At 62.8% G+C, this 13,289-nt stretch carries 12 protein-coding genes; 6 read left to right on the top strand and 6 right to left on the bottom strand.

Annotated elements, in window-relative coordinates:
* Nucleotides 1–40 precede the first annotated feature (40 nt).
* From tnpB to V8J39_RS00560, 5 genes are all read right to left on the bottom strand, one after another.
* Entirely contained in the window at nucleotides 41–394 is a 354-nt protein-coding gene (gene tnpB, locus V8J39_RS00580; protein ID WP_336458934.1) for an IS66 family insertion sequence element accessory protein TnpB, read from the bottom strand.
* Complete coding sequence (gene tnpA / locus V8J39_RS00575) at nucleotides 391–780, bottom strand: IS66-like element accessory protein TnpA (protein ID WP_336458933.1); 390 nt, start codon at nucleotides 778–780, stop codon at nucleotides 391–393. Before tnpA ends, tnpB begins: the two co-directional genes overlap by 4 nt.
* A 744-nt stretch (nucleotides 781–1,524) precedes the next feature.
* Nucleotides 1,525–3,618: a hypothetical protein gene (locus tag V8J39_RS00570; protein WP_336458932.1), complete on the bottom strand. Its 2,094-nt coding sequence runs from the start codon at nucleotides 3,616–3,618 to the stop codon at nucleotides 1,525–1,527.
* 53 nt (nucleotides 3,619–3,671) lie between these two features.
* Nucleotides 3,672–6,071 carry a hypothetical protein gene (locus V8J39_RS00565; protein ID WP_336458931.1) on the bottom strand — a complete coding sequence of 800 codons (2,400 nt, stop codon included), beginning with the start codon at nucleotides 6,069–6,071 and terminating at the stop codon, nucleotides 3,672–3,674.
* A 1,002-nt stretch (nucleotides 6,072–7,073) separates the two neighbouring features.
* Nucleotides 7,074–7,934 carry a LysR family transcriptional regulator gene (locus V8J39_RS00560; RefSeq protein WP_336458930.1) on the bottom strand — a complete coding sequence of 287 codons (861 nt, stop codon included), beginning with the start codon at nucleotides 7,932–7,934 and terminating at the stop codon, nucleotides 7,074–7,076.
* A 151-nt stretch (nucleotides 7,935–8,085) separates the two neighbouring features.
* Here V8J39_RS00560 and V8J39_RS00555 point away from each other — a divergent pair, with 151 nt between their 5' ends.
* The 4 genes from V8J39_RS00555 to V8J39_RS00540 all read left to right on the top strand — a co-directional run bounded on the left by V8J39_RS00555 (nucleotide 8,086) and on the right by V8J39_RS00540 (nucleotide 11,517).
* Nucleotides 8,086–8,322, top strand: coding sequence for a hypothetical protein (locus V8J39_RS00555; protein ID WP_336458929.1), 237 nt, complete (start codon nucleotides 8,086–8,088; stop codon nucleotides 8,320–8,322).
* 273 nt (nucleotides 8,323–8,595) lie between these two features.
* On the top strand, nucleotides 8,596–9,378 hold the full coding sequence (locus V8J39_RS00550) for an NAD(P)H-dependent oxidoreductase (protein WP_336458928.1): 783 nt from the start codon (nucleotides 8,596–8,598) through the stop codon (nucleotides 9,376–9,378).
* Nucleotides 9,379–9,388: 10 nt separating this feature from the next.
* Nucleotides 9,389–10,567, top strand: coding sequence for an MFS transporter (locus tag V8J39_RS00545; RefSeq protein ID WP_336458927.1), 1,179 nt, complete (start codon nucleotides 9,389–9,391; stop codon nucleotides 10,565–10,567).
* Between the two features lie 110 nt (nucleotides 10,568–10,677).
* Entirely contained in the window at nucleotides 10,678–11,517 is an 840-nt protein-coding gene (locus tag V8J39_RS00540) for a LysR family transcriptional regulator (RefSeq protein ID WP_336458926.1), read from the top strand.
* A 7-nt stretch (nucleotides 11,518–11,524) separates the two neighbouring features.
* On the opposite strand, the gene V8J39_RS00535 is transcribed toward V8J39_RS00540, so the two are convergent.
* Complete coding sequence (locus V8J39_RS00535; RefSeq protein ID WP_336458925.1) at nucleotides 11,525–12,160, bottom strand: peroxiredoxin-like family protein; 636 nt, start codon at nucleotides 12,158–12,160, stop codon at nucleotides 11,525–11,527.
* A gap of 237 nt (nucleotides 12,161–12,397) precedes the next feature.
* Here V8J39_RS00535 and V8J39_RS00530 point away from each other — a divergent pair, with 237 nt between their 5' ends.
* Both V8J39_RS00530 and V8J39_RS00525 read left to right on the top strand, forming a co-directional pair.
* On the top strand, nucleotides 12,398–12,742 hold the full coding sequence (locus V8J39_RS00530; RefSeq protein ID WP_336458924.1) for a hypothetical protein: 345 nt from the start codon (nucleotides 12,398–12,400) through the stop codon (nucleotides 12,740–12,742).
* 55 nt (nucleotides 12,743–12,797) lie between these two features.
* Complete coding sequence (locus V8J39_RS00525; RefSeq protein WP_336458923.1) at nucleotides 12,798–13,226, top strand: cytochrome b/b6 domain-containing protein; 429 nt, start codon at nucleotides 12,798–12,800, stop codon at nucleotides 13,224–13,226.
* Nucleotides 13,227–13,289 lie beyond the last annotated feature (63 nt).

The following is a 13,289-nucleotide window of genomic DNA, read 5'->3' as shown; positions in this document are numbered from 1 at the left end:
ATGACCCGCCCACAAAGACACGCAAATCCAGAGCGTTGCTCTATTCCGCCGCAGCGGGCGGCCGCGCCTCCAGCGCTTTCACCCTGCGCCAGTCGAGCCCGGCGAACAGCGCCTCGAACTGCGCGTGGTTCAGCGACATCAGGCCGTCCTTGACGGCAGGCCAAGTGAAGCTGCCACCTTCCAGCCGCTTGTAGGCCATCACCAACCCGGTGCCGTCCCAATACAAAATCTTCAACCGGTCCGCGCGGCGTGACCGGAACACAAAGACCGTGCCCGTGAACGGATCCTTGCGCAGCACCGACGACACCAGCGCAGCCAGCCCATCATGGCCCTTCCGAAAGTCGATGGCCTTGGTCGCAACCAGGATCCGGACCCGGTTCGACGGGAAGATCATGCGTCGGCCGTAAGCGCGCGTGCCACGGAGGCAATCCGATCCGCCGAAGCCCCGGCCTCCAGACGGATGATCACGGCACCGACGACGATCTCCGCCCTGTCCAGAACAGGGGCTGCGACAGCGGGCGCGTCTTCACCCGGTCCGAGCATCAGCGTCGCGAACTCAACCGTGCCCTCCGGCGCGGGCAACACCAGCCGGCCCTTCCGGGCCATCGTCCGCCATGAGGACACATGGTTCGCCGGAACTCCGTGTCGCCGCGCCACGCTGTTCACCGTCGCGCCCGGCGCCAGCGTCTCCGCAACGATCCGGGCCTTCACCTCATCCGGCCACCGCCGGTTCCGACGCCCCCGACCGCCAGCCGGGAGAACCTCCAGTATCGTCTCCATGGAGAACCTCCGTTCTGATAATCATGCACCTCCAATGAGGCGATCAGGACAGGGGCCGGAAGGTGGGGTGCTGACGGCGCTTACCCAAAACACACAAGGCCCCGCATTTAACCGCGGGGCTTTTCCATAACGTTTCAGAGTCTTGAGTACGCCGGAGTGCCCGAACGCAAACAGCCCCGCTGATGCGAGGCTGTTTTGCAGATATCGTTGGTTGCGGGAGCAGGATCTCAGAAATTCTCACCTATCATATTCCAGGGGAGTCTGCCCCGCGTGTGCGCACGGACAGCCCCCACCGGACAAGCTGTCTACCAGTCGAGGTGAGGACACTCCGTGGCTACTAAGCGGTTGTAACTGTGGCTGTTCAGTTTCGCGAGGCTCAAGCACCACGGTTACGCGACCGCAGCCGCGGTCGAGCCTAAGATTCCGCAGCAAGACCTCATGCTCTGGCCTTTCCTCCGGCCCCACGCCTCTTGCCGACGGCGCATGTGCCCCCACGGTTCATCTTGCCCATCTCCGCTGTCGAGAAACGTGACGCCAGCAGCATGGTCGCCACTCAGCAAAGACCGCAACGCGCAGCAACCGGACGTTTGGACATTGAAAGGCGCGCCTTGCGCGATCGACGTTGCGATGTTCTTCCCCGATGTTAACCCGGCACCGGGGCAGACAGCACGTCGCGAGTCGTGCTGCCGCATTGAACTCCTTGGCAGCTTCGATTTCCCGGCATTGCACTTGCCGGTCACGCGTTTATGTCGAGATGAACACCACATCAGGTGCGTCCCGCCCAATCAATCGTTTTGCTCTCTCTTTGCTTCGGTCTTTCATGGCGGCCTTCCGGGCTCGTTGGAATACAGGCGCATATTGCGTCCATAGAGTTCCGGCTTTGGGTTCGATTGACACCCGCGCGTCCATGCAGGTCTTTGCGATTGTCAGGCACCGCCAGAATTCCTCAGCGGTTTCGGCGTCCCACATCTCCCCAACCCATTTCTCAGCCCACTCAGCATCCAGATGGGATACCTGCGCAACCTTAGCCGCGTCGCCAGACAGGCCAACGTTGTTGACATACTGTTGAATTAATTCAGTAACTTCAATTCTTTGATCTGAGAAGCCAGCGATCGTGACTGCGTAGGCATGATCCAAGCTGTCCGTGCTTTCCGCTAGTTTGAAGACCAAGTCACGGATAAAGCCATTAGGTCCAAAGCGTTCAGCTGCCAACACCTCTCTCGCCAAGACTTCATCGCTTTCAGCGCCGAAAAGTCTTTCTCTCCATAGGATTTCAAGGGCTTCAGAGCGTGCAGAGCCCCAAATGGCCGCATGCTCTAGCGTCAGATCATCTCCCAGGGCGTGTGCCACAAATCCCTGTGAAGCCAGCGCGCGCCGCAGGATCGAAACAGCTTTGTCCGGCTGCTCTGGGGAGACTACCTTTGCGACAGCGAAGGCCAAATTTTTCAACCAAATCAGTTGTGACTTGTCGGATTGTTCAATGATTGAGACCAGATCCGGCATCATGGAAGGAACCGTCGCAATAAGGCGTTCGAGGTCTTCAATTGTGATCCGGTTCAGGCGCAGTCTCGCATCGGATCCTTTAAGACTTTCAAGAAACGCGTCCGCAATCTTATGCAAACGATCACGCGTTTCTTCGAATTTACCATCTCCACCAAGAACCTCAGACAAGCTCTTCTGCTTTGGAAAGCGCTCCGCATTTCTGTCTGTTTCATCTACGGAAAGGAACGGATACGGCGCTGGAGCTGTCATCGAAAATATCAGATCGGCTTGCGGGACAGGAATCTCTGCCACACTTTTAACGCCACGGCCCAGATGATGGATGAAGCAATCCGCCATCGGTTTGATGAAGTTTTCGCCCAGGCGGGCGGCAGCTGCAAACCATGTCTCGTGGTCAATGCGCTTCAGGAGTTCATCAATGGATAGCTCGCCATAAGCGCAGGCTTCAACTAGCAGCATCGAGCCGTACCAGCTTTCATAGGTGCCACCTTCAGCACCCTTGGCCGTCCATGCGCTTTTCACATGTGTGCTTCTGATGGCCCCAAGATCGTTCTCAATGGCGAGTTCAAAGGAAATGGCGCGCAGCATCGCGCATTTCCGGACGGAACACGCAAGAATTTGCTCTACGAGAGCAGTAGATAATTCTGTGCCACTGTACAGGGCCGTCGATAGGATCCGGAATGCAGCGTATTCGTCATTCCTGCCCAGAACTTCACTCAGGGCGCGAATTATCGCCTCGGCCGGTTGCGGCTTTAGGGATGGAATAACGGACAACGAATAGACGTCCCCAAAGGCGGAGCCCTTCAAGCACTCGAGTTGTTCCTCCGCCGTCAACTGAGCTGCGACCGTATAGAATGCAATCCATCGGCAAAGTCGTTGATCCGCCTCAGGTATTGTTTCAATGGCATTGGTTTCAACAATGCGCTTAACTAACTGTCGCGCCAAATCTGCGTGAACCAGCGGGATGCGCTCCTCGCTATTTACAATTACTTGCCTGAGAGGGAAACCGTCACGCGTGAGCATTCCAGCCATGATCGCTCGCCCCTTCTCGAAGGCGACTGCGGGCGCGAATCTACATGCAATCGGAAGAAATTCTTTATAATCATGATACGGCGCCCCCGAATGCATAGTTAGCAGCATTTCCCCCGGGTTAAGTGCGGCGAAGTCCTCAAGGCCTGACTGCAAGTCCGTCGGAGGCTGAGCCAGCGGATCTGCGGCTTTGATCTGTCGCCATTTTTTAGGATCCGGTGGATCGAAGCAAGGCCAGTCCTTGCGCAACGCGCCCGCAATGCCCCGTGCCTCTGCCGCATCAGCCTCGTCACCGGTCGCGTATAGCATACGAACAACGGTCCATTGGCCACCTCGCGAGGTTTCCTTGACCCGAAGTGGTTCTAGAGCTTGTGAAAAGCCTGTCTGGTCGCCGATTTCTCTTCTCTGTTGAAAGTTGTCAACTGCTGGAATGCTTTCCGAGCAGAGTACAGTCCGGTATCGAGTGCGAGCGCCAAGCCCAACGCCACAAAGCAATCGGAGAAGGGGGCGAGAGACCGCCCAGCCAGCAACTCGAGCGCAAGCGTGATTAGCGTGTCCGGCTCCTCAGGCACTTCTGCCATTTTGTTCAGAAGTTGCTTTTCGAAGGGAGAAAGGCTGGACAATTCCTGCCCAATCTCGTCCCGCTTTTTTTGCAGTTTCTTCTCGTAGTCTACTTCGTCACGTCGGTGGTAGCGTCTGGTCTGTGTCTCTGGGGATTTGTTGTAGAAATGAAGCCAGCGACGAATTGCTTCTTCTGCTGCCGATTTACCCGCGTTGCTGCGTGCGACGTCGATCGCCGCATGGTAGAACCAGTCGTGATTGATCCGCCGCCCTCGTTCTAGGAAGAGTTTTTCAATGACCTCAAAAAAGACCGAAGGCTGATGCTTCACGATCTCCACAAATTCTTCGAACCGCTGGTCGCTTATGTTCTGAAGATTGGCGAATGCGTCAAGAATTGCCGCAAAAATGTCCCTGTGAAAGCGTGTTGTCTCATCTAACGCGCAAACGAGCAAAGCTGAGAATACAACATCCGCCGTTCGATCGATGGCATTGATGGGCTCAATCAGTTGAACCACCCGTTCAGGCAGGCTGTGTCCCTCCCTTTGGGCTCGCCAAAGTTGATCCACCAGAGCGAACCCGAGAGCTAGCGTAAGCCCTTCTTCCCGAAGCTCGTAAAGATCGCCCGGGCCTTCGAGAGAACGAAAGAAGCGTGTTTCAATGACAGCATTAGCGTTAGCCTGAAAGTGCTGCGGAGGTGCATTTCTTGAAGCATTTACCCGTTCCAACACCGTTAAGGCATGCTCACTCAGCCGTTGGGTCAGCGTGGTGAATAGCTCGGCTTCGAAGTTCTCACGCTGCGAGGATCGAAGGTGCTCCAACAGCAACCGATCCGTCGTCAGTCCCTTCCACGCGCTTGGCTCCTGACGCGGCAGTGTCTGGATCGCAACGCCGAGAAGCCTCGGATTGCAAAGCGTTTTACGAGTGGGATCATCAAGCCAATCCTGATGTATGCCGTGATGATCGAGCAGAATATCTCTCTCCTGCGGGGACCATTCCGGAACCTGAATGACCGTCGGTGTGAGATTCAAGCCTGGGAGAACTACCTTGTTCCAAAATTGCGGTCGCGCTGTAACAATCAGGCGCGCGCCGATCTCTTGCAGTGTAAAATGAAGCGCGTCGAGGATGCGCCCCCAACGCAGGCCTTCTCTCTGATTGATGCCGTCGACAATGACCAAAAGTTGCGCCAGCGGCGGGGAAGCTCGCCATGCCTTCAATCGATGGCCCCAACGGTCTCTAAGCGGCGCATCCGAGGTGTCGCCTGACTGCTTGATGAGCATGTCGATGAGAAATTCTTCGAGTTTGTCGGTGGATATTCCGTCAAAACTCTCGGCGCTCAGGAACAGGCCCATACCCTGCATGCTGGAGCATATCTGGGCAGCAAGCCAAGACTTTCCATGCCCCTCATCACCGAGCAATACGACGTCTTGGCCCGCCTTCACCTTGTCAAAGATATCTTGACGCAGCTCCTGTCGCAGTCCCGGCCGGTTCGGATCTTCCGCGACAGCAATAGCTTGACCCAATGTGATCCTAGCCTTTGTTGCTGAGCCAAAGACCTCCTTTCGCCATTGGACATTTCGCTCGACGGCTTTGGTCAATGCCAACTTCGAAACGTCCAGGCTATTCTTGAGCCTCTCGCAGCTTGCGAGGAAATCGGGGTGCTGCGAAACAGAGCCGAACGCGTCGGCAAGGTCTTCTCGGGATACAATTGTCTGGCCAGTTGAGGGATCGAAGTTGCTGACCAGAAAATCTATTGCCTTTTCGCCCGCAGCAACGATTACCACGGCTAATGGCGGCAAGGGCGCAGAGAGCCAGTCGAGCACGAAGGTGGAGATTGCATTGCGATCACCGTCCTGAGCTACCTCCGATGAAAGCTGCGCATTGGCTTCGGCCGTCACGCCTAGCACCCAAAGCCGATCCGCGTCAGGCCTCGAACGAGCCAAGTCGGCGATCTTTGTAAGCACCGTTTCACGCTTAGGGCTTTCTGAATAGCGTTTGGCCTCAAAGCAGACGGCATCTGTGGGCAGCGCTCCATCACCATCCATGCCGCCTTGAAACCCACTGGCGGCCAATCGAAATGGGATACCGGTGAGCCGCGTAAGCGCAAGGCTCAGTGCCCCCTCAAAGCCGTCTTTCCCAGATGGCTTAAGAGCGAGAAGTGAGCATCGGATCAGTTCAAGTGAATGGCGCAAATTGTCAGGCATCTATAACCACTAGAATTAGCTCATCATAAGTTCGGCAGCGACGCCGTACCTTCATGGCCGAGATTTCGCTGCGGCGCTAGTCGAGTGACGGCTTGGGGGAGCGCGGTCATGCAGCATCCAAAGCGACCGACCGTCCGCAAAGGGCCGATCTTGCAGGTTGAGGCGCTGACCGCAGGCCGGGGCCAGAGTCTGCTCCCGGGACACCGCTGCATCTGACGGCCAAGGCTATGCTGCGCCTGGGATTGGATGTCCGCTTTCGAGAGTGCGGCATCGCGGCGACGACGGCGGTCGACTGGCCGCTATGGGCTGGCCGTCGCGCCTCCCAGCTGTTTAGGGCTCGTCCGCCCGCTGCCGCGGCTCCGCAGGGTGACGCACGCTAGAAGCAGCCCTTGCGGGCCGGCCGCAGCAAGACGTCTCGGCAAAGCACGAGGGGCGGGAAGCGGCCTGACGGCGGTGGGTCATGGCAGACGCAGCAACATCGCCGGAGCGGCCGCTCGAGCTGCCGCCAGCGAGATCGCCGTCGGATCACCCCTGAGGGCGGCAAGCGCACGGTAGAGGCGTGAGGCCTCGCCGGCAGCCGAGCGCAGGAAGCGGCCGGATGGCGGTGCGGCACAGCACCCGCAGCAGGTCCTGGAAAGCTGACGTTCGTACGTCGCGCAGCAATCGCCTCTGCCAACGCACGGTGGTCGACCTTTCGGCGCAGGAAGCGGCTAATGATGCCGGCGGCGCCTCGTCACCGCCAACCTCCACGACTGGCCCAGGTCCGGCCGAAGCCGCCATCCAGCCCTAGCTCATGTTTCTGCAGCACAGCCGGCCGATTCAGGCGTTCGCCGCGCTTTTGAAGAAATACGCCAGTCGGAAGGCAGCCGCGCGCAATCTCACGAAACAACTCACTCCAATGTTCGTTTCGGCGGACCGTTCAACAACCAGTGGGTCGCAGGCCGGTCTCATTGGAACCGGGTTTGGGGTATGGCCCCAGTCCTTCCGACGTCGGACAGAGCGTCATGCCAACGCAGCGAGCCTGTCACGAAGCCAGCTTTGTGCCGGATGCCTGGTCGTGCGTTCGTGCCAGATACCGGCGATGACAAACCCGGGAATGCGGAGCGGCGGTTCCAGCACCTGTACCCGCCCTGACCATCCATCTGCGATCCGGCGTGGGATCAGCGCGATCATATCGGACCTTGACACAATCTCCGGCACGATCAGGAAGCCCGAAGTGGACAGGGCCACGGTACGACGGCGGCCAATCGCCTCAAGAGCCGCATCGGTCGGCCCGGCAAAGCCGCCGCCCTGAGGCGACACGACGACGTGGTCCAACGCGCAGAACAGGTCCAGATCGAGGGTGCCGCATATGGCCGGATGCCCCTGTCGCGCGATGACCACATACTCTTCCGCGAAGAGACGGCGCTGGCGCATCGCCGCCGGTGCCTGTTCGGGCGTCGCCAAGGCCAGGTCGACCTCGCCACGCTCCAACTGCGTCGTCAGTGCCGTCATGTCGAACGCACGCCAAGAGATGCGGATCATCGGCGCCTCGGCCCGCAAGGCGACCGAGTAGCGTGCCAGCAGCGCATACTGGACGTAGTCGCTCGCCGCGATCACCAGGGTCGCGCGGAGCGTCTCCGGGTTGACCGGCGCTCCTTGCTCGACGGCGCGGCGGACACCCTCCAGAGCCTCGTGCAGCGGCTGCATCAACTCGAGGGCCCGCTGCGTCGGAACCATTCCGCGCTGGCCTGGCACTAGGAGCGGATCGCCGAAGGCATCGCGAAGTCTTGCCAGCCGAGCCGACAGGGCCGGCTGGCTAAGGTTCAGCCGGCGCGCGGCATGCGTGACGTTGCGCTCCGCAAGCAGGGCATCAAGCGTCACGAGAAGTCCGAGGTCGAGGTCCCTAGTATCCATTATGTCGATAGCAGCCCATAGAACGTTCGATTTCAAGATCCGAGATGGCCACACTATTTGATCTACAGCAGGCAGAAGCCTGCGGGATTCAATCGACAGAACGGATGGGAGTTCAGCCATGAGAGCTATTCAGGCCTATCCGCAGCAGAGGCCCGATGGCCCGACGCTGGTGGACTTCCCCGCCACCGGCGACCCCGGACCGAACCTGATCCGCAAAGGCGCAGCACATGTCATCAACGATCGCCTCAACACGGACCGGGGCGAACGCGTGCGGGACCCGAGCGGCGCAGGCGCGGAGGTCGGCACCCCAAGCACGCTGGCGCAGTCGATCAGGACCGCCCGCGTCGGCGGCTAGATCACTGTGACGGTGGTTTGACCGCGAAGGCAGGCCGCGTGCCGACAGCCTTCCCCATGGCGCGGCAGCAACGGCACAGGGGCCTGATCACCAGCGGTCTTTGACACCTGCACGACCTGATCCGCGGGATCGAGGCCGTTTACCACCTTCCGGTGATCGACCGCTCCTTTCCGCTGGACGAAAGCGCGGGCGCCTTCCGGCTCCGGCACTCCGGCAGCCATTTCGGCGCGATCGTCGTCGACCGCCGCCCCCACCCCTCAAGGAGAGATCATCATGAAAGTTCTCATTGTTTACGCGCATCCCGAACCCAGTTCGTTGACACGGCAGCTGGTCGACGTGACCGCCGAGACCTTGGTGGCCGCCGGACACACCGTTGTCCATTCGGACCTCTACGGCATGAAGTGGAAGGCGGTGTTCGACGCCGACGACTTCCCGGTCCGAGCCAATCCCGAACGGCTGTCGTTCATCATGGAGTCAGGCAAGGCGTACGGAAGCGGCAATCAGACGCCCGACGTGGTCGCCGAACAACAGAAGCTGCTCGAGGCCGATGCTGTGATCCTGCAGTTCCCGCTGTGGTGGTACGGCGTGCCCGCGATCCTGAAAGGCTGGATAGAGCGGGTCTATGCCTTCGGCTTTGCCTACGGCTATCAGAATGGCTCCAACGAGTTCCGCTTCGGCGATGGCATCCTCAAGGGCAAACGGGCGCTGGTCAACGTGCAGGCAGGCGGCCCGGCGGCCGACTATGGGCCGCGGGGCATCAACGGGCCGATCGAGCAGCTGCTGTTCCCGCTGACCCATGGCGCGCTGTTCTACCCCGGCATGGACGTGCTGCCGACGCACGCGGTCTATGGCGCGGGTCACGTCTCGACGGCAGAGGACGTGGCGGCGATCAAGGCGGCATGGCGTGTGCGTCTTGCGGGTTTGTTCACCGACACGCCGATCCCCTTCCGGTCGCAAAACGGCGGCGACTTCCCCGATCGCCACACCTTGGCCGAGCATGTCGCGCCGGGCCGGACCGGACTCGTCGCGCACGTTGCCGATCCGGTCGAGGCATAGGGTCGCGCCGATGTCACCTGCATCTGTCGCGCTGGCGGTGGCGGCCTTCGCCATCGGCACCGCGGAATTCGTCGTGATCGGTCTTGTTCCGGAAATCGCGCGCGATCTTGTGGTGACGATCCCCCAAGCCGGTCTCCTTGTGACCGGCTATGCCCTGGCCGTGACCGTCGGTGCGCCGACGGTCACCGCCCTTGCCGCAAGGCTTCCCCGCCGGGGCCTTGCGGTCGGGCTGATGAGCCTGTTCACGCTCGGCAATCTGCTTGGCGGCGCGGCACCGTCATATGAGGTGCTGCTTTTGGGTCGGATCGTGACCGGAGTGGCGCACGGCGTGTTTTTCGCCGTCGGCGCGCCGATAGCGATGGGTCTGGCGGATCGTGGACAAGGCGCGCGGGCGGTAGCGACGATGTTCGCGGGGCTCACCCTTGCAATGGTCATCGGTGTGCCGTTCGGCACAACCGTCGGTCAGAGCCTTGGGTGGCGCGCACCGCTGCTGGCGGTGGCCGTGCTCGGAGGGCTCACGGCCGTCCTGTTGCGACGTCTGTTGCCGCGGGACATTCCCCACGCTTCCCCCGGCAGTTTGCAATCGCAGCTCGCCGTTCTGGCGAAACCCCGTCTTCTGGCGCTCTATGTCGTCGCCATGGCAGGGTATGGTGGATCCTTCGCGGTCTTCACCTTCCTCGCGCCGCTGTTGACGGAGGTCACCCGCGTGCCCCCGGCCGCGGTCAGCATGGCGCTTGCGGGGATCGGCGCGGCTGCGGTGGTCGGGAACCTGGGCGGGGGCCGGCTTGCCGACGCGCTCGGCACGCGGCGCAGCCTGATCGTGGCCCTGCTCGGTCTGGTCCTGACGCTTGCCGCCCTGCCCTTTTCGGCCCCGCACCTGCTGCCGGTGTCCGTCAACCTGCTCCTCTGGTCTGCCTTCTGCTTCTGTCTCGGCCCCATCGTCCAGTCCGGTGTGGTTGCGGCCGCGGAGGAGGTCGCGCCCGGCGCGGTCGCGACGGCATCGGGCGTCAACATCGCCGCGTTCAACCTCGGCATCGCGACGTTTTCGGCGATCGGCGGTCTGCTCGTGGCCGGCCCCGGCATCTTGACGACGCCCTGGGCAGGCGCGGTCGCGGGTGGCGCGGCGCTTGTGGCAAGTCTGTTCGTCCGCTCACGGCAACCGGGGGAGCATGTCGATCTGCATCGATGAAGCGCGGCGGCAGGGGTCATCGCGAACCGCAGCCCGCATTCGCGGCAACGTAATTTGACCCCTCCTGCCCGGCTCGCATAGCCTCTGGACACTCAGCGCGGGACCTGTCGATGGAAATGCACCAGATCCGCTACTTTCTGGCGGTGTCACGGCTTTTGAACTTCACGCGTGCGGCGGAGGAATGCCATGTCACGCAGCCCTCGCTCACGCGCGCGATCCAGAAGCTCGAGGACGAGTTCGGCGGGCCGCTCTTTCATCGCGAACGCGCCGCCACCCATCTGACCGAGCTGGGGCGGCAGGTTCAACCGCATCTGCAGCGCACGCTCGACGCGGCCGAGGCCGCAGCCGAACTGGCGGTAAGCCTGGGCCGGGCCGAAATCGCGCCGGTGACGCTGGGCCTGGTCGAGGGGCTGACCGCCGCGCCCCTTGCCACGGTCCTGCGCAACCTCGCCACGGCGTTTCCCGGCCTCGCGCTCGATCTGAAGGTTGCGGGGTCGGCTGACCTGATCGGCCGGGCGATGGCGGGCGAGCTCGACCTGATCGTCGTCGAGGCGGCCCCGGACATGCCCGAGCGGCTCGACACCTGGCCCCTCTACGAGCGTCGCTGGAGCATGGTCGGGCCGATGCCGGCAGACGCGGCGGACGATCGTGCCACGGACGGACCGGTGATCGGCTGGAGCGAAGCCGCTCAGGCGCTGGAGGCATTGGGCGCACAGCGTGCGGCACCCGTCGGGATCGCCCACAGGACCGACCATCTCGCGACCGCGCGCGCCATGGTCGCCGCGCGGCTGGGACAGGCGCTGCTTCCGGCCGAGGCGCTGGGGCCCGAAGACGCCGCGGTGCCGACCGGGATCTCGGGGCGGATCGTGATGGCCAGCGTCGCGGGGCGCAGGCGCGCGCGCGCCACCGAGGCGCTGGTGCGCATCGCACGGGCCAGCGACTGGGGGTGAAAGCGGCTCAGTCCGCTTTGCGCAGGACCGCCAGCACCGCCTCCGGCTCAGCCCGATTGCGGAAATCGGGATCGACGAAGGCGAAGCGGATGCTGCGGTCCGGGGCCAGCACGAAGGTCGCCGGCACCGGGATCAGGTGGTCGAACCCGCCATAGGCCCCGGCAAGGTCGAAGCCCGAAGCGCGGTAGGCCGCAAGCAGATCCAGCGGCACCGCCACGGCCAGACCAAGCCGCATCGCAAGGCCGAGATCGGCATCGCAAAGCACCGTGGCCTGCGCCGGCCCAAGGGCCGCCAGGCCCTGTCCGATGCCGTTCTGCTCCGGCGTCACGATCACGAAGGCCGCGCCGCTTGCCGCCAGGGCCGCCTCGTGCCGCTGCCATGCACCGATCTCGGCGCTGCAGAACGGACACCAGTCGCCGCGATTGAAGCTCAGCACAGTCGGTCGACCTGCCATCGCCGCGCCGAGCGTGGTCAGCCGGCCCGTGACATCGGGCAGGGCGAAGTCGGGCATGACCATGCCGGTCCGCGGCGCGCCCGCGCCGGCCCCGGCACGGTTCAGGCGCGCGACGCAGGCGTCATAGGCCGGCTCCCATTCGGGGTCGCGGGCGGCGTCGAGCCGGGGGCCCAGCGGATCATCGGTCACGGGCGCGGTCCTCCTGCCCGCGATCCTGCGCCGGCGGGAGCGAAAGCTCCAGCCGTCGATGGCGCATGGTTTCGATAGCGGGCGTGCATGAACGGGCGGCCCCGGTCATAGCCGGCGGGCATCGAATTGATGGGCAACAGGCATTTCCGATCCGGGCCTGAAGCCGTCACCGTCAGGACATCGCCCGGCACGCTGCGGGGCGCACGTTCCCTGAACCCCGAACGATCGGAGATCTACATGACCCGTTACCTGACCGCCACCGCGATGCTTCTGTGCCTTGGCCTGCCGGCTTTCGCCCAGGGCATGGCCGACGACGTCACCTGCGCGGAATTCACCGCGATGGACCACAGCGCGCAGATGGCGGCCATGGACGAGGCGATGACCGGCGACGCCATGGCGGACGACGCGATGTCCGGCGACGCGATGGCCTCGGAAGGCGATGCCATGACGTCGGACGGCGCCATGGCCGGCGACGCCATGGCGGAGGGCGAGATGTCCGGCGACGAGATGCTGGCCTCGGCCATGACCCATTGCGCGGACCATCCCGACGCCATGCTCGGCGATGCCATGGGCGAGATGTGATCCACCCCGGACGCGGCGTCGGCTTCGACGCCGCCCCCCTTTCATGGAGACCGACATGCGCCCCCTCGATCCCGTCGCCCCGGACCGTCCGGCCGGCCGGCCAGCCCCCGGCGACAGCGTCTATCGCCACCGCCTGTCGACGCGGCTGTGGCACTGGACCAATGTCGTGACCTTCACGATCCTGCTGATGAGCGGGCTGATGATCTTCAACGCGCACCCCCGCCTCTACTGGGGGCAGTATGGCGCCAATCCCGATCCTGCCTGGCTGGCGATCGAGGCACGGGACGACAAGGGCCTCCTGCGCCTGGGCTCCCTCGAGATCGAGACGACCGGCGTCCTCGGCCTGTGGCACGACCCCGAGGGGCGACTGCGCGAGCGGGCCTTCCCCTGGTGGGCGACGATCCCGCAGGGCTACAGCCTGGCCGGGGCGCGCCGCTGGCACCTGAGCTTCGCCTGGGTCTTCGCGCTGGGGCTCGCGTGTTGATTTCCACGCGGAACTGACCCGGGTTGGCGCCTGATTTCCACTGAGATTTGACCCATGTGACCC

Source organism: Frigidibacter sp. MR17.24 (assembly GCF_037095655.1).
Taxonomy (GTDB): Bacteria; Pseudomonadota; Alphaproteobacteria; order Rhodobacterales; family Rhodobacteraceae; genus Frigidibacter.
Note: the sequence above shows the minus strand (reverse complement) of the source record. Positions and strands in the feature narration are given on the sequence as shown.

Coding starts and splice junctions, on each gene's coding strand:
- tnpB (WP_336458934.1), bottom strand. CDS start 394: ATGATCTTCCCGTCGAACCGGGTCCGGATCCTGGTTGCGACCAAGGCC.
- tnpA (WP_336458933.1), bottom strand. CDS start 780: ATGGAGACGATACTGGAGGTTCTCCCGGCTGGCGGTCGGGGGCGTCGG.
- V8J39_RS00570 (WP_336458932.1), bottom strand. CDS start 3,618: ATGCTATACGCGACCGGTGACGAGGCTGATGCGGCAGAGGCACGGGGC.
- V8J39_RS00565 (WP_336458931.1), bottom strand. CDS start 6,071: ATGCCTGACAATTTGCGCCATTCACTTGAACTGATCCGATGCTCACTT.
- V8J39_RS00555 (WP_336458929.1), top strand. CDS start 8,086: ATGAGAGCTATTCAGGCCTATCCGCAGCAGAGGCCCGATGGCCCGACG.
- V8J39_RS00550 (WP_336458928.1), top strand. CDS start 8,596: ATGAAAGTTCTCATTGTTTACGCGCATCCCGAACCCAGTTCGTTGACA.
- V8J39_RS00545 (WP_336458927.1), top strand. CDS start 9,389: ATGTCACCTGCATCTGTCGCGCTGGCGGTGGCGGCCTTCGCCATCGGC.
- V8J39_RS00540 (WP_336458926.1), top strand. CDS start 10,678: ATGGAAATGCACCAGATCCGCTACTTTCTGGCGGTGTCACGGCTTTTG.
- V8J39_RS00530 (WP_336458924.1), top strand. CDS start 12,398: ATGACCCGTTACCTGACCGCCACCGCGATGCTTCTGTGCCTTGGCCTG.
- V8J39_RS00525 (WP_336458923.1), top strand. CDS start 12,798: ATGCGCCCCCTCGATCCCGTCGCCCCGGACCGTCCGGCCGGCCGGCCA.